This window comes from Streptomyces sp. YGL11-2, assembly GCF_050054615.1.
Lineage (GTDB): Bacteria > Actinomycetota > Actinomycetes > Streptomycetales > Streptomycetaceae > Streptomyces.
The window spans coordinates 41,759-60,536 of sequence record NZ_JBNHIN010000006.1 but is presented as its reverse complement, the minus strand read 5'-3'; the positions used below and the strand labels follow the sequence as shown (position 1 = coordinate 60,536).

The 18,778-nt window shown below is 69.0% G+C and carries 20 protein-coding genes; 13 read left to right on the top strand and 7 right to left on the bottom strand.

Annotated elements, in window-relative coordinates; all coding sequences use genetic code 11:
* The first annotated feature begins 1 nt into the window (after position 1).
* Positions 2 to 1,708 carry a mobilization protein gene (locus tag ACO1BR_RS09315; protein ID WP_426794559.1) on the top strand — a complete coding sequence of 569 codons (1,707 nt, stop codon included), beginning with the start codon at positions 2 to 4 and terminating at the stop codon, positions 1,706 to 1,708.
* On the opposite strand, the gene ACO1BR_RS09310 is transcribed toward ACO1BR_RS09315, so the two are convergent.
* The 3 genes from ACO1BR_RS09310 to ACO1BR_RS09300 form a co-directional block, all read right to left on the bottom strand.
* Positions 1,709 to 2,266 carry a flavoprotein gene (locus tag ACO1BR_RS09310; RefSeq protein WP_426794558.1) on the bottom strand — a complete coding sequence of 186 codons (558 nt, stop codon included), beginning with the start codon at positions 2,264 to 2,266 and terminating at the stop codon, positions 1,709 to 1,711.
* Between the two features lie 150 nt (positions 2,267 to 2,416).
* Positions 2,417 to 2,830, bottom strand: coding sequence for an NUDIX hydrolase (locus tag ACO1BR_RS09305; protein WP_426794557.1), 414 nt, complete (start codon positions 2,828 to 2,830; stop codon positions 2,417 to 2,419).
* Positions 2,827 to 3,486, bottom strand: a complete 660-nt coding sequence (locus ACO1BR_RS09300) for an NUDIX hydrolase (RefSeq protein ID WP_426794556.1) — start codon at positions 3,484 to 3,486, stop codon at positions 2,827 to 2,829. Before ACO1BR_RS09300 ends, ACO1BR_RS09305 begins: the two co-directional genes overlap by 4 nt.
* Before the next feature lie 403 nt (positions 3,487 to 3,889).
* On the opposite strand from ACO1BR_RS09300, the gene ACO1BR_RS09295 reads away from it, so the two are divergent.
* The 7 genes from ACO1BR_RS09295 to ACO1BR_RS09265 all read left to right on the top strand — a co-directional run bounded on the left by ACO1BR_RS09295 (position 3,890) and on the right by ACO1BR_RS09265 (position 9,357).
* The gene (locus ACO1BR_RS09295) at positions 3,890 to 4,399 is read left to right on the top strand and encodes a nucleoside-diphosphate kinase (protein ID WP_261951409.1); all 510 of its coding nucleotides are present in this window, start codon (positions 3,890 to 3,892) and stop codon (positions 4,397 to 4,399) included.
* A 79-nt stretch (positions 4,400 to 4,478) separates the two neighbouring features.
* Positions 4,479 to 4,778: a hypothetical protein gene (locus tag ACO1BR_RS09290; protein ID WP_426794555.1), complete on the top strand. Its 300-nt coding sequence runs from the start codon at positions 4,479 to 4,481 to the stop codon at positions 4,776 to 4,778.
* Between the two features lie 166 nt (positions 4,779 to 4,944).
* Positions 4,945 to 5,529 carry a hypothetical protein gene (locus ACO1BR_RS09285; protein WP_426794554.1) on the top strand — a complete coding sequence of 195 codons (585 nt, stop codon included), beginning with the start codon at positions 4,945 to 4,947 and terminating at the stop codon, positions 5,527 to 5,529.
* Positions 5,530 to 5,568: 39 nt separating this feature from the next.
* The gene (locus ACO1BR_RS09280; protein WP_426794553.1) at positions 5,569 to 6,333 is read left to right on the top strand and encodes a hypothetical protein; all 765 of its coding nucleotides are present in this window, start codon (positions 5,569 to 5,571) and stop codon (positions 6,331 to 6,333) included.
* Between the two features lie 2 nt (positions 6,334 to 6,335).
* A complete protein-coding gene (locus tag ACO1BR_RS09275; protein WP_426794715.1) occupies positions 6,336 to 7,727 on the top strand; it encodes a hypothetical protein in 1,392 nt (463 codons plus the stop codon).
* A 54-nt stretch (positions 7,728 to 7,781) separates the two neighbouring features.
* A complete protein-coding gene (locus tag ACO1BR_RS09270) occupies positions 7,782 to 8,519 on the top strand; it encodes a class I SAM-dependent methyltransferase (protein ID WP_426794552.1) in 738 nt (245 codons plus the stop codon).
* Between the two features lie 220 nt (positions 8,520 to 8,739).
* Positions 8,740 to 9,357 (top strand): ATP-binding protein, encoded by a 618-nt coding sequence (locus ACO1BR_RS09265; RefSeq protein WP_426794551.1) that lies wholly within the window; start codon positions 8,740 to 8,742, stop codon positions 9,355 to 9,357.
* A 493-nt stretch (positions 9,358 to 9,850) separates the two neighbouring features.
* Here the strand turns inward: ACO1BR_RS09265 and ACO1BR_RS09260 are convergent, their stop codons facing one another.
* Genes ACO1BR_RS09260 through ACO1BR_RS09250 form a run of 3 tightly spaced genes read right to left on the bottom strand, consistent with a single transcriptional unit; the run spans position 9,851 to position 11,749 of the window.
* Complete coding sequence (locus ACO1BR_RS09260) at positions 9,851 to 10,258, bottom strand: arsenate reductase ArsC (RefSeq protein WP_426794550.1); 408 nt, start codon at positions 10,256 to 10,258, stop codon at positions 9,851 to 9,853.
* On the bottom strand, positions 10,251 to 11,345 hold the full coding sequence (arsB, locus tag ACO1BR_RS09255) for an ACR3 family arsenite efflux transporter (protein WP_426794549.1): 1,095 nt from the start codon (positions 11,343 to 11,345) through the stop codon (positions 10,251 to 10,253). The genes ACO1BR_RS09260 and arsB overlap by 8 nt, the downstream gene beginning before the upstream one ends.
* On the bottom strand, positions 11,342 to 11,749 hold the full coding sequence (locus ACO1BR_RS09250) for an ArsR/SmtB family transcription factor (protein ID WP_426794548.1): 408 nt from the start codon (positions 11,747 to 11,749) through the stop codon (positions 11,342 to 11,344). The genes arsB and ACO1BR_RS09250 overlap by 4 nt, the downstream gene beginning before the upstream one ends.
* A 79-nt stretch (positions 11,750 to 11,828) precedes the next feature.
* Between ACO1BR_RS09250 and ACO1BR_RS09245 the strand changes: the two genes are divergently transcribed.
* Positions 11,829 to 12,269 carry an ArsI/CadI family heavy metal resistance metalloenzyme gene (locus ACO1BR_RS09245; RefSeq protein WP_426794547.1) on the top strand — a complete coding sequence of 147 codons (441 nt, stop codon included), beginning with the start codon at positions 11,829 to 11,831 and terminating at the stop codon, positions 12,267 to 12,269.
* A 1,030-nt stretch (positions 12,270 to 13,299) separates the two neighbouring features.
* Here ACO1BR_RS09245 and ACO1BR_RS09240 read toward each other — a convergent pair.
* Positions 13,300 to 14,715, bottom strand: a complete 1,416-nt coding sequence (locus tag ACO1BR_RS09240; RefSeq protein ID WP_426794546.1) for a DUF2079 domain-containing protein — start codon at positions 14,713 to 14,715, stop codon at positions 13,300 to 13,302.
* A 120-nt stretch (positions 14,716 to 14,835) separates the two neighbouring features.
* Between ACO1BR_RS09240 and ACO1BR_RS09235 the strand changes: the two genes are divergently transcribed.
* Genes ACO1BR_RS09235 through ACO1BR_RS09220 form a run of 4 tightly spaced genes read left to right on the top strand, consistent with a single transcriptional unit; the run spans position 14,836 to position 18,567 of the window.
* On the top strand, positions 14,836 to 15,513 hold the full coding sequence (locus ACO1BR_RS09235; RefSeq protein WP_426794545.1) for a response regulator transcription factor: 678 nt from the start codon (positions 14,836 to 14,838) through the stop codon (positions 15,511 to 15,513).
* The gene (locus ACO1BR_RS09230) at positions 15,503 to 16,984 is read left to right on the top strand and encodes a sensor histidine kinase (protein ID WP_426794544.1); all 1,482 of its coding nucleotides are present in this window, start codon (positions 15,503 to 15,505) and stop codon (positions 16,982 to 16,984) included. The genes ACO1BR_RS09235 and ACO1BR_RS09230 overlap by 11 nt, the downstream gene beginning before the upstream one ends.
* 32 nt (positions 16,985 to 17,016) lie before the next feature.
* Positions 17,017 to 17,805 (top strand): GntR family transcriptional regulator, encoded by a 789-nt coding sequence (locus ACO1BR_RS09225; protein ID WP_426794543.1) that lies wholly within the window; start codon positions 17,017 to 17,019, stop codon positions 17,803 to 17,805.
* Between the two features lie 3 nt (positions 17,806 to 17,808).
* Positions 17,809 to 18,567, top strand: a complete 759-nt coding sequence (locus tag ACO1BR_RS09220; protein WP_426794542.1) for a glycosyltransferase family 2 protein — start codon at positions 17,809 to 17,811, stop codon at positions 18,565 to 18,567.
* Positions 18,568 to 18,778: the final 211 nt, after the last annotated feature.

The following is an 18,778-nucleotide window of genomic DNA, read 5'->3' as shown; positions in this document are numbered from 1 at the left end:
AGTGATACCGAAGATCATTCTCGGTACGGGTCCACACGCCACGCGTCGAACGATCGGCTACCTTTTCGGCAAGGGCCGGGCCAACGAGCACACCGATCCGCACCTGGTGGCCTCCTGGAACGACTTCGCCCCCGACCCCGGCCGCAGCCCCCACCGCGACCCCAAGGACGTGGAGAACCAGCTCGTCGCACAGCTCGACCAGCCCGTGAAGATGCTGGGCGACAAGGCACCGAAGTACACCGTGTGGCACTGCCCCGTCCGCGCCGCACCCGAAGACCCGATCCTCACCGACGCCCAGTGGGCCGACATCGCCCGCCGGATCGTGGCTGCCGCCGGCATCGCCCCCGAAGGAGACGAGGAAGCCTGCCGCTGGGTCGCCGTCCGCCACGCCGACGACCACATCCACATCGCCGCCACTCTCGTCCGGCAGGACGGCCGCCGCCCGCGTCGCGACCACGACCAGCGCGCCGTCCAACGCGAAGCCCGCAAGATCGAAGTCGACTACGGGCTCAGGCGGCTCAAGCCCGGCGACGGCACCGCCGCCAAACGCCCCACCAGCAAGGAGCACTTCAAGGCCAAGCGCCTGGGCCAGGACGCCGCCACCCGCGACGTCCTACGCATGCGCGTGCGCCGCGCCGTCGCCGCGGCAGCCGACGAAGCCGAGTTCTTCGCCCTGCTGGAGGCGACCGACGTGACCGTACGTCTCAAGCTCGGCCCTTCCGGCGACGCGCTCGGCTGCAACTTCGCCCTGCCCGGCGACACCAACGACAAGGGCGAGCCGGTGTTCTACGCGGGCTCCACTCTCGCCCCCGACCTGTCCCTGCCCCAGATCCGCAAACGCCTCGCCGCCACCAGCCCCGAACCGGTCACCGTCCGGCCGGGAAATCCGTGGCACCAGGCAACCGCCGCCACCGAACGCATCCCCAGCCACCTGACCGCCACCGACGACACGGTGGCGCAAGGGCAACTGGAAGCGCTCGGCGGAGCAATGGACCTACTGTCGGTCACCGCACCGGCCACGGTGAAGGCCGACCTCGAACGGGCCGCCGCTGTCTTCGAGCGCGCCAGCCGCTCCCGCATCACCGCCGACCGGGACAGCGCCCGTGTCCTGCGCCGCAGCATCCAGACGATCTGGCGCGACCGACCCCAGGACAGGGACGGCGCCGGGTTTGCCATGCTGCTGGACACCATGCTCACCGCGGTCGCCTACGCAATGCACTGGCACCGCACCCGTCAACACGCCCAGCAGAAAGCCGCAGCCCAGCAAGCCCTCGTCCACCTGCACAGCGCGTACGCACAGACCGCCGAACCGGTCCTGGCCACCCTCGCGCACCGCGCCCCCAGCCTCCAGATGAAGCGCCGCTTTGCCCACCACGTCCAAGAGGCGGTACCCGAGCACGCCGAGCGCATCCTCAACGACCCCGCCTGGGACGCACTCGCCACCGTCCTCGCCGAGGCAGAAGCCGCCGGACACAACGCAGCCACCATCCTCGACCAGGCACTGGGCCAACGCACACTGGAGGACGCTCGCAACCCCGCCCGCGCACTGACCTGGCGCATCCGCCGTCTCGGCGAACGCCACGCCCCCAGCCCCCTGGCACAAGCCGCCAACGCCCGCAGCGTCACACAACGCCCCACTGCTCCCGTTCCGGCCCCCACAGCTGCGGCAGTTCGACCGTCACAGCCGGCGCAAGGACGGCGGCGCTGATCACGCTGGGGCAGACTCCCAGGGTGTGAGCAGTTCCAGTGCCTCCTCCCAACGGAAGCGGTCGGCTCCGCCACCGGCCTTCGGCCGGTGTGGCTCATACGAGCCGATCAGGACGCCCATCTCGCGCAGCCGTTCCAGGCTCTGGCGGTATGCGGGGTGGGCGGCCTGAGCCGCATTCAAGTACGGCAGGACGGCGGTCGGGATGCCGAAGCCGTACGCCTCGCACAGGATGCCCACGGCCAGGGTGTCGGAGATTCCGGCAGCCCACTTGTTGATCGTGTTGAAGGTGGCCGGGGCGACCGCGATAGCGTCGGCGGGCGGCAGTGGGCGAGGCTCTCCGGGCGAGCGCCAGGCCGAACGGATGGGGTAGCCGGTCTGAGCCACCACGGCGTTGGCATCGATGAAGCCGAGTCCCTGCGGGGTGGCGATGACGCCGACATCCCAGCTCGCCTCCTGGGCAGCCGTGATCAGCTTGCCGACGTCGCCAGCGATTCCGGCTGCGCACACGACGACGTACAGGAAGGGCTTCTTTTTCTGCTGGTCAGGCTGATCGCTCACGCGAGGACTCCAAGCTGTCGGCAGAAGTGACGCGGTTCAGGCACGACGCGGTCGATGTCCTCCCCCGCTCGTCGCGAAGGAGGACATCAGGCGTTCCCGTGCCGCCATTCAGGCCGTAAGCAGGAGGGCAGGCAGCGTGGGGCGGGCCTGCTAGATGGTGAGAGTGGCGTCCAGGTACTCCTGCACCGGCCCGAACAAGCCGTACGGTACGTACTCGGAGATCTGGTCGTGAGCCACCCAGGCAAGCTCGGCCAGTTCCACGGTGTCTGCGACGTGCGCCGTCCCGCTGACCACTTCGCAGGCGGTGTAGGACATCAATCTGCCCGTGGCTGGGTGAACACGCTCGCCCAGCAGCTCGACGGCGGAGACGTTCAGCCCGGTCTCCTCCTTGGTCTCCCGCACAGCGGCGTCCTCGCGGGTTTCGCCGGGCTCGACTTCGCCGGCCGGGAACTGCCAGGAGAGCTTGCCCTCACTGATCCGGCGCCGGACCATCAGAACGCGTCCCTCGTGAACGATGATGGCCGCTGCAATGCCGGGTCGTTCATCGGCTGTCTGCTGCGTCACGTCTGCTCCTCCAGGACGGCAAGCACGGGTGGAAAGATCGTATCGACGGGGATGAAACGGGTCACCGCGTTTCTGGGAACCCACATCACGTCGATGTTCTCGACGGCATCGGAGTTGGTGGCCTGGCCTGCGAGGTACTCACACAGGAAGTATTCGCACTGGACGCCGGTCACGGGGTGGAGCCGGTTTCCGAGATGCTGCCGGATCGCGCAGTGCACGCCGGTCTCGTCCAGCGTTTCCCGCACGGTCGCCGTCTCGGCCCTGGCTCCTGGTTTGATCACGCCTGCCGGGAACTGCCAGCTGAGGCCCGTTGCGTCATCGTCTCGCCGGCAGACCAGCAGCACCTCGCTGTCCCGCATGACCACGGCGATCGCGACGCGCAGGGCCTGCGCACCTGCTGGGCCCGGTGCGGACGGACCCCGTTCACCCGAGACTAGGAGCGCGAACCGCTGTCGCGCTGTCGGCGAAGCCTTCTCGTGGACGGTGTCGAGGAGCTGTTGCATCTCCGTGCGCGGCACTACGGCCGGGTCGGCGTGCCAGGCCGCCACCGTCCGCACCGCGATGCCGAGCCGGGCCGCGAACTGTTCATTGGTGAGGCGCAGGGCGGACTGCAGCAGGCAGGCGTGACGGCCGCTCCAGACCTCGATCACATCCACGTCCGCCCTCCTCCTTCGCCCCGCTCTCAGTGCAGGAACTCGCGCGCTGAAGGTGCACTCCGGCTGCACTGGCGGTTCATGGCCGTCCCGTAGGTGACTCGGAAGAATGATGGTCACCAGGGCGAAGTGAGCCGCAGGAGACGCCCTGAGCGGCCAACCCGCCTGTGCGCAAGAGCGCCGGTCGACCAAAAGGAGAGTCTAGGTGAGCACCCTCAACGAGTAGGCGCGCAATAGCACTTGGCTGAAATGAGTCCCTGTTTTCAGCCCTATCGCGCCGCCTCCCGGTGTGCGCCATCCGAGGGACGGTCCGAGCGTCCGGTCGGGCAAGTGGGCGCCGGTAACCTCAGCTACCTGGCGGCTGATCCGCCGTCAACCTCCGTGCATACAAGCCGAAAGGGACTCCATGGCTGAGGATCAGGCACACCCCGTTGAGCGCACGCTCGTCCTGCTCAAGCCCGATGCGCTCGTGCGTGGCCTGGCGGGAAGGATCATCACCCGTTTCGAGGAAGCCGCACTGAAGATCGTCGGCACCAAGATGAAGTGGATGGACGAGGAGTTCACCCGGCGCCACTACTTCGATCTGGAGGAGCGGCTGGGGTCGGAGGTCTACCGCGTCACGTCGACGTTCATGCAGCAGGGACCGGTCATCGCTCTGGTGCTGGAAGGGTTCGACGCCATCGCCACGGTGCGGAAGATCGTCGGCAGCACGTACCCGAACCAGGCGCCGGCGGGGACGGTACGGGGCGATTTCTCGCACTACAGCGCCGCGGGCAGCATCGCCTCGGGCAAGGCCGTGGCCAACCTCGTGCACGCCTCCGGCAACAAGGAGGAAGCGCAGCAGGAGGTCGAGCTGTGGTTCGACAAGGACGAGCTGCACGACTACAAGACCCTCGCGGAGATCTACACCTACTAGCGGCGGGTTACGGCGTCACCGCGGGGACGCCGATGCGTTGAGCACCATCAGTGCACGACCGAACTTCAGAGGGGAATCCATGACCATCCAGACCCGCCTGGCCTCCGCCGAAGAGCTGGAATCCATCTTCCAGCGCGAACTGACGACTGACCGGTGGGCCGCCACCGAGACCGCGTACGCCCTGGCAGTACGCCACCGTGACCTGGGGGACCGGCCCAAGTCCCGTGAGTGGGTGCAGCAGTGCCTGCGACTCCTGGAGGGCTTCCCCAGCGACACCGAAGAGCAGGTCGCCACCAGCCGCACCTCGGTGGGCGGCGTCCAGCTCCCCACCTACCTGCACGAAGGCGTGGTCCGGGAACGCTTCGGCGACCTGGGCTGACCCCATGACCCACCCGGCGGGGTGGTGAACCAGGCCGAGCAGCGGCCACACCACCCCGCCCGTTCCCCCACAACCGCAAAAGCAGCAGCCGCCCGAACCGGCTACCCACCCCCTTGGCGCCGGTCCGGCTGGCTCCGTCATGCCTGATTCAGGAGGCGATACGCCCATGCCCATCGAGATCGAGATGCGCGCCCGCTTCAACAAGGAAGCCCGTGACCAGCTCGTCGACCGTCTGAAGAGGGACGGCGAGGACCTGGGCCCCGACGACAAGCACATCTACTTCTACGTACTGCCGGACCAGTTGCTGAAGGTCACCGACAACACGGCTGCCGGCACCGCCAAGATCACCCTCAAGGGAAGCAAGATCGGCCAGGGCGCCGCATTCGCGGAGACCGAGTTCGCCATCGCCCCGGCCGACGTGGACGCCGCGGTGAAGCTGTTCAACGCTCTCGGCTTCGAGGGAGCGATGCACGAGGCGTCCAATCTTCGGCACAACTTCCGCATCGACGGCGTCGAGATCGCGGTCAAGTGGAGCGAGGCATGGGGATACCACGCCGAATTCGAGGTCCTGCTGGACGACGACGCCCCCGACGCAGCCCGTGCCGAGGCAGCAGCCAAGATCACGAACGTCGCCAATGAGCTGGGCGTCACCCTGATGAGCGAGCAGGAGCTGGCCGAGTTCACCGCCGCCTTCGAAGCCGCTGAGAAGGAACGCAAGGAGCGCGAGCGGCAGGCCGCGCCCATCCGATAGGAGCACGTCACCGCGGAGACCACCAGGGGGTGGGCACTGATGAGCACGACCCCAACGACCGCAAGCCTGACCGATCTTGCTGCCCGCGGGCAGCTTCCGCTCCACCAGTACATGGACCGGGCCACCATCGACTGGATCACAGCGAACCGGCCCGATCTCCCGCCGTCACCGCAGCCGGCCCTCCGGCCGCTCTCGCAGTACCTCCTGCGGCGAGCCGCACTTCCGCGCGGCTGGATGGCCGAGCCCCGGCTGTACGACTCGATCCACGGCGTCCGGCACGCCATGCGCACCGCAGCACTGGCCGCCGTTCTCGCCGAGGCGAACGGCTTGGACGACGCCGACACCACCACCGCCATCGTTGCCGCCGCCGTCCACGACTGCCAGCGCCATCACGACAAGGACGACCGCGGACACGGGGAACGCGCGGCGATCTGGCTCGCCGCCAACGCGGACACCGTCTGGGGCCGCTTCGACCTCACGGCCACACCGCGACGCGTCACACGGGCCGCCACCGCCATCCGCCTGCACGACGTGCCCTACGGCGCATTCAGCCCCGACGACCAGGCCGACTACCTGCGGACCCAGATCATCTGCGACGTGGTGAAGGCCGCCGACGCCCTGGACCGCTACCGCCTGCCGAAGACCAGGTGGTGGCCGAACGCCCAGCACGTCAAAGAGCCCGCCTTCGACACGTTCCGCAGCCTCGCTTTCGGCCTCGTGAGCATCTCCGAGAAGGCCCATCTTGCCGGCGCCCACAGCCCGGCGGCCGTCCTGTACGCGCTGGCAGAGAAGGAGTTGGCGTGACCATGGACTTCCTCGACGCCTACCACCTCTGGGCCGACGCCCACGCCTTCTACGACACCACCCTCATCCCCAGCCCCGCTGACACAACCGACCCGCTGGCCCGGCAGTCGGCCACCTGGGACGAGCGGCTCGCTGCCACACCGAACGGGCATCTGCTGCGGCAGAACTCCCTCTTCGACGCCCTCAACGGCAACAGCACGCTGCACCTCCTCCACGTCACCCACGCCCTTGAACAGATCAACGAGCAAGGCGTCCTCTACCCGTCCGGCGGCTGCCTCGTCGGCAGCATCTACTGCGCCCCGCTCACGGCTACGGACCGGGGCCTGCGGATGCACAACCTGGCCGCGTACGTCCTGACCAAGGAGGCGCCGGCCTTCCTGGCCAAGCTCGGCGTCACCGACCGGGTACCCACCCCGCTGATCTTCGAGATCAACACCCCACCGCAGGCGTACCGAGGGCTGGCGGGAGTGGACTATCTGCGACTGGGCCTCATCCACCTGCGGATCTACTGCCACCTCGAATACCTGCTGAGCAAGAACGAACGCCACCGCTTACGCGAGACCGTCGTGGCCAGAGTGAAGAACTCCGCCGCCTTCCTCGCCACCGCGGGGGCCGTTGCCTACCAGGGCACTCGCATCGCGGCCAGGCCCTTCCTCGGCCTGCTCGACGAGACCATCCCCCGCTTACCGATCCTCGGCTACCTGTACTTCGAGGCGCTGGCGGAGTACCTGATGCTCCACTCAGGCTCGCAGCACACGCGACGCCTGGCTGACATCGGAGAGCTCAACAACTGGCTGTACAAGGAGCTGCTCTTCGCCTCCTACCCGAACATGGCCGGCAAGTTCGACCTCGCGAGGTTCCGCCCCAGGCCCAGCCAGCTTGCCGACCTCATCCACCAGGTCGATCCGACCATCGAGATCAACCACGCGACCGACTACCTGGTCGAACGAATCAGCCACCTCATCGCAGCCCGGCTCTTCGCCCCCGGGGAAGCCCCGGAAGCCTGGCACCACACCCGCTGGGAATTCGACGCTCTCTCCACCCAGCTCGGCCCCCTGCTGGGGCATCTCATCCACCGGGAACTGCGCACTTTCGGCCGCTACCCCGACTTCTACTTCTACTTCGACCAGTACAAGGCCCTGCAAGCCTGGAACTACTGGAACCACATGGACATCGTCGCCCCGTTCAACGGCACGATGCCCAAGGGCGAGATCGGTATCAACCCCGCCTATCCCAACCTCGACTACCGCGTCTGGCGCGCCGAACAGGACGACGCCGGCCATCTCCACCCGGCCGAGCAGCTCTCCCTGACCATCGCCCCGCGGCTGGTGGACATCAAGTACACCCTCATGCGCAACAACCAGTGGACCGCCCCGGCGCCCAGCGCCGCGTAGCCACCACTGTCCTCAGTACCGGCTGCCCCGCAGCCTCTCCCAAGGAGCCCCGCCATGAGTCACTTCGGTATGCCCTCCCTCGACTACCTCGGCGCACAGATCCAGACCGTGCTCAGCGCCCCCTCCACCACCCACGGCCTGGCCCGAGCACTCCGCAACGCGGCTAAGGAGATCGAACTCCACCGCCACCACCACGCCACCCAGCGCGCCTGGCCTGACGGCCGCATCGACCAGAAGCCCACCAAGGTCCAGATCGGCGGCGGAACCCACCGCATCGAGGACTTCTTCAATATCGACGCCGTCCCGCCCGCCGACCTCCTCTGGGACGTCCGCGAAGGCATCCCCCTTCACGACGGGACCGCCGAGCTGGTCTTCTCCGAGCACTTCCTGGAGCACATCGACTACCCACGCTCGGCCAAGAATTACGTCCGAGAGGCCCACCGCGTACTCGCACCGGGAGGCCGGATCATCACCGGCGTCCCCGACGCCGCCTTCGCCCTCAGCCAGTACCCCAGGCCACTGAACCCCGCAGACGAGATGATCGACCGCTGGTACGCCAAGCGCGACTGCCGCAACGACATCAACACCCGGCTCGACCTCGTCAACCTCGTCTTCCGCGACCAGGACGACGACCCCAAGTACACCCCACACCTCTGGGCGTACGACTACGAGAAGCTCGATCAACTCTTCACCGAGGCGGGTTTCTCCACCGTGGAGCCGTGGACCTTCGACCCCACGATCGCCAACCCGAAGCGCCGTTGGGGAAGCGTCTACGTCATCGCAACGAAGTAGCTCTACGCCGATCACTAACCATCCGGTGGCGGCCCTTCGGCCACCTTGCCTCCGTGAGGCTTGCCTACCGACAGAGGTCGGCATGCGGTACGCGCCAACCCCCAGCCATCCCTGCTGTGGGAGGCATCCCCGTGCATCAGGTCACCCGCCGCTCAGCTATCTCCCTCTCGCGGCCCCCGCCTCAAAGCCCCAGTCCGAAGTCCGTTGAAGGGTCTCCGGCATGCGTCTCCACAGCCAAAGCTTCCTTCTGGTCCGCGACCCGACCTCGGTGCCGACCAGCCGTCGCCGTCTCCAGGATCTGGTGAAAATGTGGGGGCTCCGCCTCGACGAGTCCTCCGATACCGCGCTGGCTGTTGTCACCTCGGAACTGGTCACGAATGCCGTAAGGCACGGCACTGGCACGGTTCTTACCATCACGGTGTCTGCCAATGTCAGCCGACGACGAATCCTGATCGAGGTCTACGACGGTTCGCTCATCCTGCCCGTTCCGCACTGGGCGGGCACCGCGGACGAGACCGGACGCGGTATGGCACTCATCGACCGCCTATCGCTCTGCCACGGGGCCGATCGCACCACCTGCGGCAAATGCGTCTGGGCAGAGATCGCCATGCCACCGCAGCGAGTCACTAGACAGCAGCTCATTCCCCACCCTCGACGAGCCGCCCGAGCCATCGCCCGCCGTTTGGGCACAGTGCGCCAGCCCCGGACGGCCGTACGCGTAGACAGCCGTTCTGGCCACGGGCGCCATGCATGGGCCGTTCTGCGCGAACTCTCATCGTCGCGGCCTGGTCACGAGCAGCGGCCGCAGGTCCGTGATCAGGAGGAAGGGGACCGGTGAGCCGCGGGACAAGGCCCGAAAGCTGCGAGAAGGCTACGCCCGTCGAGGCCGACACCAATCCGCCGAGCATGCGCGCGGATCCTGGCGAGGGCTGTTCTATTGCGTGGCGTCGCACGTTTCGCAGCGACTGACCCCGGCGAGGCTGACGTTGCCCTCGGTTGGCCGGAGCGGGTTGGCAGCCGACAGTCGCCTCCATGTGCCTGGAGCGGGATCGAGCACCCAACCGAACTTCGGCGCCTGGATGGCGCTTACGCTCAGGTGGGCACACCCGGGTAGGTGTGCTTTGCCTTGATCGTGAATGATGATCGCGCCTCTCGGCCAGCCTGCCCATGCCGGCTGGCCTGCGGCAGTTCGGCGGCCCGCACGTCGTATTCCGCCGTCGGGAGCGCAGTCGGCGCAGTTGTGCAGTTCATGGCGCTCGCAGTACAGCACGGCCATCCCCCTGTGTGTACGTCGTCCAAGCGTCCAGCCTAGAAGCGGCGTACCCGGCCCGTTAGACGATCTCGTCGATCAATCCGCGGATGCGCTGTTCGATCTCGTCGCGGATAGGACGGACGGCCCCAACTCCCTGCCCGGCGGGGTCGGGCAACTGCCAGTCGAGGTAGCGCTTGCCCGGGAAAACGGGACAACTGTCGCCGCAACCCATCGTGATCACGACGTCGGACGCCTGGACAGCTTCGGCAGTGAGCACCTTGGGCACTTGGGCGGAGATGTCGATGCCGACCTCGGACATCGCTTGCACGACGGCGAGGTTGACCGTGTCGGCAGGGGCGGAGCCAGCCGAGCGCACCTCGACGCGGTCGCCCGCGAGGTGAGTGAGGAAGGCCGCAGCCATCTGGGAGCGGCCGGCATTGTGGACACAGACGAACAGCACGGACGGCAGGGCGGCGGTGTCAGACACAGGTGGTTTCCTCCTGCGGTGCGGCGAGGGGTGAGGAGTAGAAGCGGCGGGCCCACAGGGCGACGTAGACGAGGCCGATGAGGACCGGTACCTCGATGAGGGGGCCGACAACGCCGGCGAGGGCCTGTCCAGAGGTGGCGCCGAAGGTGGCGATGGCGACGGCGATGGCCAGTTCGAAGTTGTTGCCCGCGGCGGTGAACGCGAGCGTCGTGGCTCGTGGGTAGTCCAGGCTGGCCGCGCGTCCGAGGGCCATGGATCCGGCCCACATGACGGCGAAGTAGACCAGCAGCGGCAGGGCGATACGGGCGACGTCCAGGGGACGGGAGGTGATGGCGTCGCCTTGCAGAGCGAAAAGGACGACGATCGTGAACAGCAGCCCGTAGAGGGCGAACGGGCCGATCTTCGGCAGAAGCGTGGACTCGTACCAGGTGCGGCCCTTGGCGCGTTCGCCCAGGCGGCGCGTGAGGTAGCCGGCGGCGAGGGGGATGCCGAGGAAGATCAGTACGCTGCGGGCGATCTCCCACACCGAGACGTTGAGGCCGGCCTGTTCCAGGCCGAGCCAGCCGGGGAGGACGGAGAGGTAGAACCAGCCGAGGGCCGAGAACGCGATCACCTGGAAGACGGAGTTCAGGGCGACCAGGACGGCGGCGGCTTCGCGGTCGCCGCAGGCCAGGTCGTTCCAGATGATCACCATGGCGATGCAGCGGGCCAGGCCCACGATGATCAATCCGGTGCGGTACTCGGGCAGGTCCGGAAGGAACAGCCAGGCCAGCGCGAACATCACGGCCGGACCGACGATCCAGTTCAACAGCAGGGACGGCAGGAGCAGGCGGCGGTCGCGGGTGACGGTGTCGAGTCGGTCGTAGCGGACCTTGGCCAGGACCGGGTACATCATCACCAGCAGGCCGAGCGCGATGGGCAGCGAGACGTCGGTGACGGTGACCTTGGCCAGCGCGCCCCCAAGGCCCGGCACCAAGCGCCCCAGACCCAGCCCCAGTGCCATCGCGGCCAGGATCCACACAGCGAGGTAGCGGTCGAGGAACGACAGGCGGCCGGCCACCCCCGACTCGGGTGCGGCGGCGCTCACGAGCAGCCCCCGGCGGTCTCGGTGCTCACGGGGAGGGGTTCGCCTGCGGGGCGGGTGAGGATGCCGGCGAGGCGGTCGGTCATCTCCGGCAGCAGCCAGTAGTAGACCCACGTGCCCCGCCGCTCGCAGTCGATCAAGCCAGCCTGCCGCAGGAGCTTGAGGTGGTGGGAGATCGTCGGCTGGGAGAGGTCAAAGGCGGGAGTGAGGTCGCATACGCAGACCTCGCCGCCAGCCCGGGAGGCGATCATCGACAGCAGCCGCAGCCGGACCGGATCGCCCAGCGCCTTGAACACCTTCGCCAGCTCCACGGCCTGCCCCTCATCGAGGGGGGTCGTCAGCAACCCCGGGCAGCAGGCATCGGCCACGCCGTCCTGGCCGAGCACCTCAAGCTCTTGATTCGACATGTGTCTATGTTGACGTTCTTCGATTCAGAGCGCAACCTTGCATCGACAGACTTCAATGCAAACCGATCGGAGGCATACCGTGTCCCGTGCCCAGCTCGCCCTGCGCGTCAGCGACCTGGAAGCGTCGATCACCTTCTACGCGAAGCTGTTCGGCACCGAACCCGCCAAACGCCGCGAGGGCTACGCCAACTTCGCCATCACCGAACCGCCCCTGAAGCTCGTCCTGATCCAGGGCGAGCCCGGGCAGGAGACCCGCCTCGACCACCTCGGCGTGGAAGTCGATTCAACGGAGCAGGTGACAGCCGCAACCAACCGCCTCAAGGAGGCGGGCCTGGCCACCTTCAAGGAGAACGACACCTCCTGCTGCTACGCCCTCCAGGACAAGGTCTGGGTCCACGGCCCCGGCAAGGAGCCGTGGGAGGTCTACGTCGTCAAGGCCGACGCCGACACACTCGGCAAGAGCGCCGACCCGAAAGCGGGCCCGGCCGGGGGAGGCTGCTGCACGACCGTCGCCGAATAGCCGGCCCCTCCCCGGCCTCTCCGCCCGCGTGACGAGCCGGGCCACCCGGCACGCCCCGTCACGCAAGCAATTCCCCGTACCGTCGGCAGCAGCATGCGAAGACACACCCACGATCTAGCCCTATGGAATCGCTCCCTACGGAGCCGTGGCGACCGCCGTGCCAGTGTCGTGCCAGATGGAGCGGTAAACCGCGGTCAATAAGAGTCAGAGACGTACCCCAGAGCGCCACCCCCAGCTGCGACATCTTCGCTGATCAGGCAGGCACAGGGCACCCGAAAGCCCCCTGATTCCCAAGCTCAGAGCGCGAGTCCGATTCCCGTCACCTGCTCCGGGTTGAAGCCCCCAGCCGGCGGCTTGGGCAGGCGCCTTGTTCGGCCCAATTTCCAGGCCGCGGGCATCAGACCACCCCGCTGGACCTGGGCCTCAATCCTTGCCACCTACAGCGATGCCAGATAAGAGAAGGGCGTTGCCCTCCACACCCCGCACCCGTGGACTGAGCAGGCAAAACTCGCTGCTCCGTGGTTGCAGTTCTGGTTGCATTCACCGGCGTACAGCACCGTTCAAAGACCCCACCCGACCCTGCTGCACCGCAGGTCAGAACGTTCCTGTACGCCCCAGAACCTCCAGACGAAAACTTGGAAAGCGTGTTGGGGGCAACCCCTCACGAGTTCGAATCTCGTATCCTCCGCCAGTGCTCTCACCGGGCACGATGTCGAAGGGCCCCACCGTTCGCGGTGGGGCCCTTCGACGTTCCTCAGCCCTCGTTGTCCTGGTCTTTGTCCACAAGGGGTGTCTCCGGGGCTCCCCAGATCGCTGTGCCGATCTTCTGGGCCACGTTGCCCCTGGTGGCCGGAGGGCGGCGTCAAGTGCCGTGCCCGGCCGCCTGGGTTGGTCCTGTGGCTCGCGTCACGGACGGCCACGGATCGACTCCGTTCCGGCCGAGCCGCCCGGTGACGGATCTTCCTGCCGGGTCGGCCGGAGTACCGCACCGGACGCGTCATCGTGGGACTGATGTGACGGGGCCGGCCGGTCATCGGTCGGCCAGCCGGTAGAGCTGGATGCCGGAGCGTTCCATGACCAATCGGTAGCCGAGGGAAGGAATCTGCGGCAGGCGGGGCAGCTCCCAGGGGAAGTCGGGCAGGCCGCCGCGGGCCGGGTCGCTGATCAGCAGCCACTCCGGCCTGGTGCCGCTGTCCAGGGCTTGCGGGAAGCGGTGGACGCGGGCCCGTGAGGTGAGCTGCGGGGCGAGGCGGTTGACGGCTGCGATCTCGGCGCCGTCCGGTACGGCGGCCGTGACCTCGCGGACCGCGCCGGCCCAGGGGCTGGGTCGCCACGCGGGGCCGGCCAGATCCCGCAGGGGGAGGAAGGGGAGGGCCAGCAGGCTTGCCGTGACGCTGACGGCCACGATCCGGGTGGTCGGTCCGGGCCGGTGCAGCCTGCCCAGTGCGTCGGCGAAGGCGAGGAAGACGATGGGCATCAGGACGGCGCTGTAGTGGTAGTCCAGCCCCCAGTACGCCGGGTTCGTCGACCAGAACCGCCAGGCGAGCGTGGGCAGCGCGAGGAGGATCAGCGGCGAGCGCAGGGCCAGGAACGCGGTCGGGGCGAGCAGCGCGAGCAGCGTGCCGAGTTTCTGCGGTGGCAGGAAGAGCCGGGTGAGCGGATCGCCGGCGGCCTGGGTGGCGGTGTGGAGGTAGTCGTAGTGACCACCGGGGTTGAAGGCCGGGATGACGACCAGCACGATCAGCAGGCCGGAGAGCACGCCGTAGGCCGCTACGGCAAGGCCGAGTCGGCGGCGGCCGGACAGCAGGAGGTACAGGCCGATCGCGGTGACGGTCAGCGGGAGGTCTTCCTTGACCAGGACCAGGGGCGCCGCCCAGGCGGCGGCGGTGCGCCAGCGGCGCAGCGCCAGGCTCTCCAGGCAGAAGGCGAGCAGCGGGACCGCGAAGGCCATCTCGTGGAAGTCGAAGGCGACGGCCTTCTGCAGGCCCCAGGACAGGCCGTAGGCGATGCCGATCGCGGTGCCGAGGCGTGGGGTGGTGGTGCGGATCGCCAGCCGGGTGACCGGGATGACGGACAGCGCGAACAGGGCGGCCTGGGCGGTGAGCAGGGTCATCGGGGTGGGGAAGAGCCGGTAGAGCGGGGCGAGGGTGGCCAGGATCGGGTGGAAGTGGTCACCGAGGAGGTTGTAGCCGGCGCCCTTGAGTTCGGATACGGGGGCGCGCAGCTGGGCGTAGGCGCGTACGGCCTGCTCGAAGATGCCCAGGTCGTAGCCGGTGGAACGGAGTTGGAGGTGCCGGGTGACCGACAGCGCGGTGTAGGCGGCGAGGAACAGTGCCGCCAGGAGGAGGGGGCGCGCAGTGTGTCGTCTGTGTCGGTGGGTGTCACCGCCGCCGGGCGGCGCCGGGTCCGTGTACGGACGGGGGCGGGACGGGGCGGGGGTGGACACCGGGCACTCCTGCGGGACGCGGACGGGGGCGTCCACCGTCGGCCGGCGGGCATGAAGCGGCGATGAAGCCGCATGAAGCGATCTTCATGTGGGGATTCGCGCCCATGGGACGATTGCGGAGTGCGCGTGCTGGTGGTCGAGGACGAGGAGCGGCTGGCTTCCGTGCTCCGCCGCGGCCTGGAGAGCGAGGGCTACGCCGTCGACGTGTGCCATGACGGCCGCCACGGCCTGTGGATGGCCCGGCGGCAGCCCTACCAGGCGATCATCCTGGACATCATGCTTCCCGGCCTGGACGGGTACCGGGTCTGCGACCGGCTGCGGCGCGAGGACGTCCGCACCCCGATCCTGATGCTCACCGCCAAGAACGGTGAGTACGACGAGGCGGAGGCACTGGACACCGGGGCCGACGACTACCTGGCCAAGCCGTTCTCCTACGTGGTGCTGCTGGCCCGGCTCCGGGCGCTGATCCGCCGCGGCGGCCCGGTGCGCCGGCCCGCCGTGCAGATCGGGGACCTGCACCTCGACCCGGCCACCCGCCGGTGCCGCCGCGGCGGGACCGAGATCGAGCTCACGGCCAAGGAGTTCGCCGTCCTCGCCTACCTCGGGCTGCGGGCCGGAGAGGTGGTGAGCCGCGCCGACCTGCTGGAAGAGGTCTGGGACGCCCATCACGAGGCCGCCAGCAACATCATCGACGTCCACATCAGGGCACTGCGCCGCAAGATCGACATCCCGTTCGGCCGCTCCGGCATCCGTACCGTGCGCGGCGTCGGCTACCGGCTGGTCGACGATGATCGGTAGGCGCCTGCCGATCCGCCTCCGCGCCGCCCTGGCCGCGGCCCTCACCGCAGCCCTGGCCTTCACCGCCGGCGCATGGTGGCTCCGCCACGAGGTCTACGCCTCGAAAATGGGCGACATCCGCAACCGGGCCAGAGCGAGCCTGGACGTCATCGAGCAGCGCTACAAGTACGGCTACGGCAGCGGCCAGGTCCTCTTCGAGACCCCCTACACCTGGGTGATCGTCGACCCTGCGGGCCGGTTCGTCGAAGGCGACCCCGACCTGAAGCCTTTCGTACCCGCCCCGCTGTACGGGCTCTCCGAGCGGCCGGGACCGACCGTCCCCATCGAGCAGGACCTCCACCTGGGCGCCGTTGCCGACGGCGCCCGGGCCGGCAGCAAAGAACTCGCCGACCAGGACTTCAGGGTGGTGACCTCGGCCTTCCACGGCCCCGGCCTGCTCGACGGCAGGGCGAGCGCCCCCGTCGAGACCCTCACCCTGCACATCCTCGTCACCCCCGAGGAGGCCGAGGAGGCCGTCGCCACCGTCGACCAGGTGCTGTACGTCGGCCTTCCCGCGGCGGTCCTCCTGGTCGCCCTGATCGTGTGGACCACCGCCTCGCGGGCCCTGCGCCCCGTGGAGGTCATCCAGCAGCGCCTGCGCACCATCACCAGCCGTGACCTGAGCCTGCGCGTCCCCGTCCCACCCCGCCACGACGAGATCGCGCGCCTGGCCGCCACCACCAACGACACCCTGGACCGGCTGGAACAGGCCGCCGAGCAGCAGCGGCGTTTCACCGCCGATGCCTCCCACGAACTGCGCACCCCTCTCGCCTCGTTGCGAGCCGACCTCGAAGTGGCCCTGCACTACCCCGACCGCACGAACTGGCCCGAGGTCATCCGCGGCACCCTCGGCGACGCCGAACGCCTGGAGCGGCTCATCGAGGACCTGCTCCTGCTCGCCGATCTCGACAACCGCACCCCGTCGACCGCCCACCCCGTCGACCTGGGCGCCCTGGCCCGGAAGGCAGCCGCACAGGCGCGCCGGCACGCGTCCGTGTCCGTGTCCATGTCCGTCCAGGTCGACTGCCCGGTGGGCGAGGGCGTCACCGTCCACGGCGATGCGCGGCAGCTGGAGCGGCTGCTGCGCAACCTCCTCGACAACGCCGTGCGCCACGCCCGCGGCCGCGTCCAGGTCACCGTCTCCGCCCCCGCCGGCACCGCCCTGGTCGACGTCCGTGACGACGGCCCCGGCATTCCCGCCGAGCACCGCGAGAGGATCTTCGAGCGGTTCACCCGCCTCGACGCCTCCCGCAACCGCACCAGCGGCGGTACCGGCCTCGGCCTGGCCATCGCCCGCGAGATCGCCCACAACCACCACGGCACCCTCACCCTCGGCGAGACCCCACCGGCCGCCGGAGCCCGCTTCGTCGCCGCACTGCCCCTCCAGGAGGGGCGAGCCCCCCGGTCGTCAACTCCTCATGAGGAGTCGTAGCCTGGAGGTATCCGGCGGAACGGTGAGGTTCCATGGCAGTGGCGTACGAGCGGATCGCGGACGAGCTGCGCACCGCCATCCGCGCGGGTCGGTTCGGGCCCGGCGACCGGCTGCCGGCGGAGACGAAGCTCGCCGAGCGGTTCGGGCGCAGTGTGCCGACCGTCCGGGAGGCGCTGCGTGCGCTGCGGGACGAGGGCCTCATCGAGAAGCGGCACGGCATCGGCAACTTCGTCCGCCGTGAGCGCACCCTCGCGCGGCGGACCAACCTCCGGCACCAGTGGGAGAAGGACCGGGCCCGTGAGCCGGTGGCGCAGCGGGCGATGACCGGTGCCACCGAGCACGACACGGGGCTGAAGGTGAACGACCTTGTCTTCCGGGCCCGTTATCGCGAGATACCGGCGTGTGCCGATCTCGCCGCGGCGCTCGGCGTGCGCGAGGGTGCGGCGCTTCTCGAACGCAGTTACCGGACGCGGCACGCCGCCGAGAGCGCGCCCTTCAGCCTGGTGACCTCCTACCTGGTGCGCGACATGATCGCGCCGAACCCCGATCTGCTGGACGAGACCAAGGAGCCGTGGCCCGGGGGTACGCAGAGCCAGTTCCATTCCGTCGGAATCGAGCTGGACCGCATCGAGGAGCGCGTCACCGCCCGCCCGCCGATGCCGGAGGAGGCCGAGGAGCTGGAGCTGCCGCCCGGGACGTCCGTGCTGGTGCTCCGGAAGACCTCGTACGCCACCGACGGCCGCGTCGTGGACGTCACCGACCTCGTCCTGCCCGGCGACCGTACGGAACTGCTGTTCACCACTCCCCTGGAAAGGTGGTGAGCCGTGCGCCGGCGCATCATCGTCGTCACCGCCGTCCACGCGCCCTCCGCGCGGTTTCTGCCGGACGCCCACGCATCGCTCACCCGGCAGGAACTCCCCGCCGGGTGGGAGTGGCACTGGGTGATCCAGGAGGACGGCACGAGCGGCGCGGTCGCCCCGCACGTCCCGGACGACGCCCGGGTGACCTTCCGGCAGGGCCGCCCCGGCGGTCCGGGCGTCGCGCGCACCATCGCCCTCGCGCAGGCGGACGGCGAGTACGTCAAAGTCCTGGACGCGGACGACCAGTTGCCGCCCGGCACGCTGGCCCGGGACTTGGCGGCGCTCGAAGGCGACCGCGGTATCGGCTGGGCGACCTCCCGCGTCCTCGACCTCCTCCCCGACGGCTCCACCGCCGGCTTCGACGGCGACCCGGAGCCCGGCCCGATCGGGCGCGGCGCCGTCCTCGACTTCTGGAAGGCGCACGACTTCCTCGCCCAGGTCCACCCGGCGACCCTTTTCGTCCGCCGTGACCTGCTCCTCGCCCTCGGCGGCTGGATGGCCCTCCCGGCCTCCGAGGACACCGGGTTGCTCCTGGCGCTGAACGCCGTCAGCCGCGGCTGGTTCTCCGCCGAGGTGGGCCTCCTCTACCGGAAGTGGCCCGGGCAGGCGACCGGGCAGGCGTCCCACACCGACGCCGCCGAGCGCGCCGCCCGCATGGCGGTGGTGGAGGCGCGGGCGCGGCAGCTGGCCGACCTCAACTGGCGCTATCCCGGTGTGGATTGACCCGGAGTGCCCCGGTAAGTCCCCTGGTCGGGTTGGCCCGACGGGGAGTTCGTGGGCGGTGGCGAGGGCGGTGCGGGCAGAAAAAGGCCCGATCGCTGGCGACGGGGGATGCACCAGCGATCGGGCTGTGATCAACCCTAGCAAGGCTGCCTGCGTGACGGGAGTCAGCTGCCGCATTGCGGGGCGAAGTTGTGACCGGGGTCACGTCCAG

Coding starts and splice junctions, on each gene's coding strand:
- ACO1BR_RS09295 (WP_261951409.1), top strand. CDS start 3,890: ATGGCTGAGGATCAGGCACACCCCGTTGAGCGCACGCTCGTCCTGCTC.
- ACO1BR_RS09290 (WP_426794555.1), top strand. CDS start 4,479: ATGACCATCCAGACCCGCCTGGCCTCCGCCGAAGAGCTGGAATCCATC.
- ACO1BR_RS09285 (WP_426794554.1), top strand. CDS start 4,945: ATGCCCATCGAGATCGAGATGCGCGCCCGCTTCAACAAGGAAGCCCGT.
- ACO1BR_RS09280 (WP_426794553.1), top strand. CDS start 5,569: ATGAGCACGACCCCAACGACCGCAAGCCTGACCGATCTTGCTGCCCGC.
- ACO1BR_RS09275 (WP_426794715.1), top strand. CDS start 6,336: ATGGACTTCCTCGACGCCTACCACCTCTGGGCCGACGCCCACGCCTTC.
- ACO1BR_RS09270 (WP_426794552.1), top strand. CDS start 7,782: ATGAGTCACTTCGGTATGCCCTCCCTCGACTACCTCGGCGCACAGATC.
- ACO1BR_RS09265 (WP_426794551.1), top strand. CDS start 8,740: ATGCGTCTCCACAGCCAAAGCTTCCTTCTGGTCCGCGACCCGACCTCG.
- ACO1BR_RS09250 (WP_426794548.1), bottom strand. CDS start 11,749: ATGTCGAATCAAGAGCTTGAGGTGCTCGGCCAGGACGGCGTGGCCGAT.
- ACO1BR_RS09230 (WP_426794544.1), top strand. CDS start 15,503: ATGATCGGTAGGCGCCTGCCGATCCGCCTCCGCGCCGCCCTGGCCGCG.
- ACO1BR_RS09225 (WP_426794543.1), top strand. CDS start 17,017: ATGGCAGTGGCGTACGAGCGGATCGCGGACGAGCTGCGCACCGCCATC.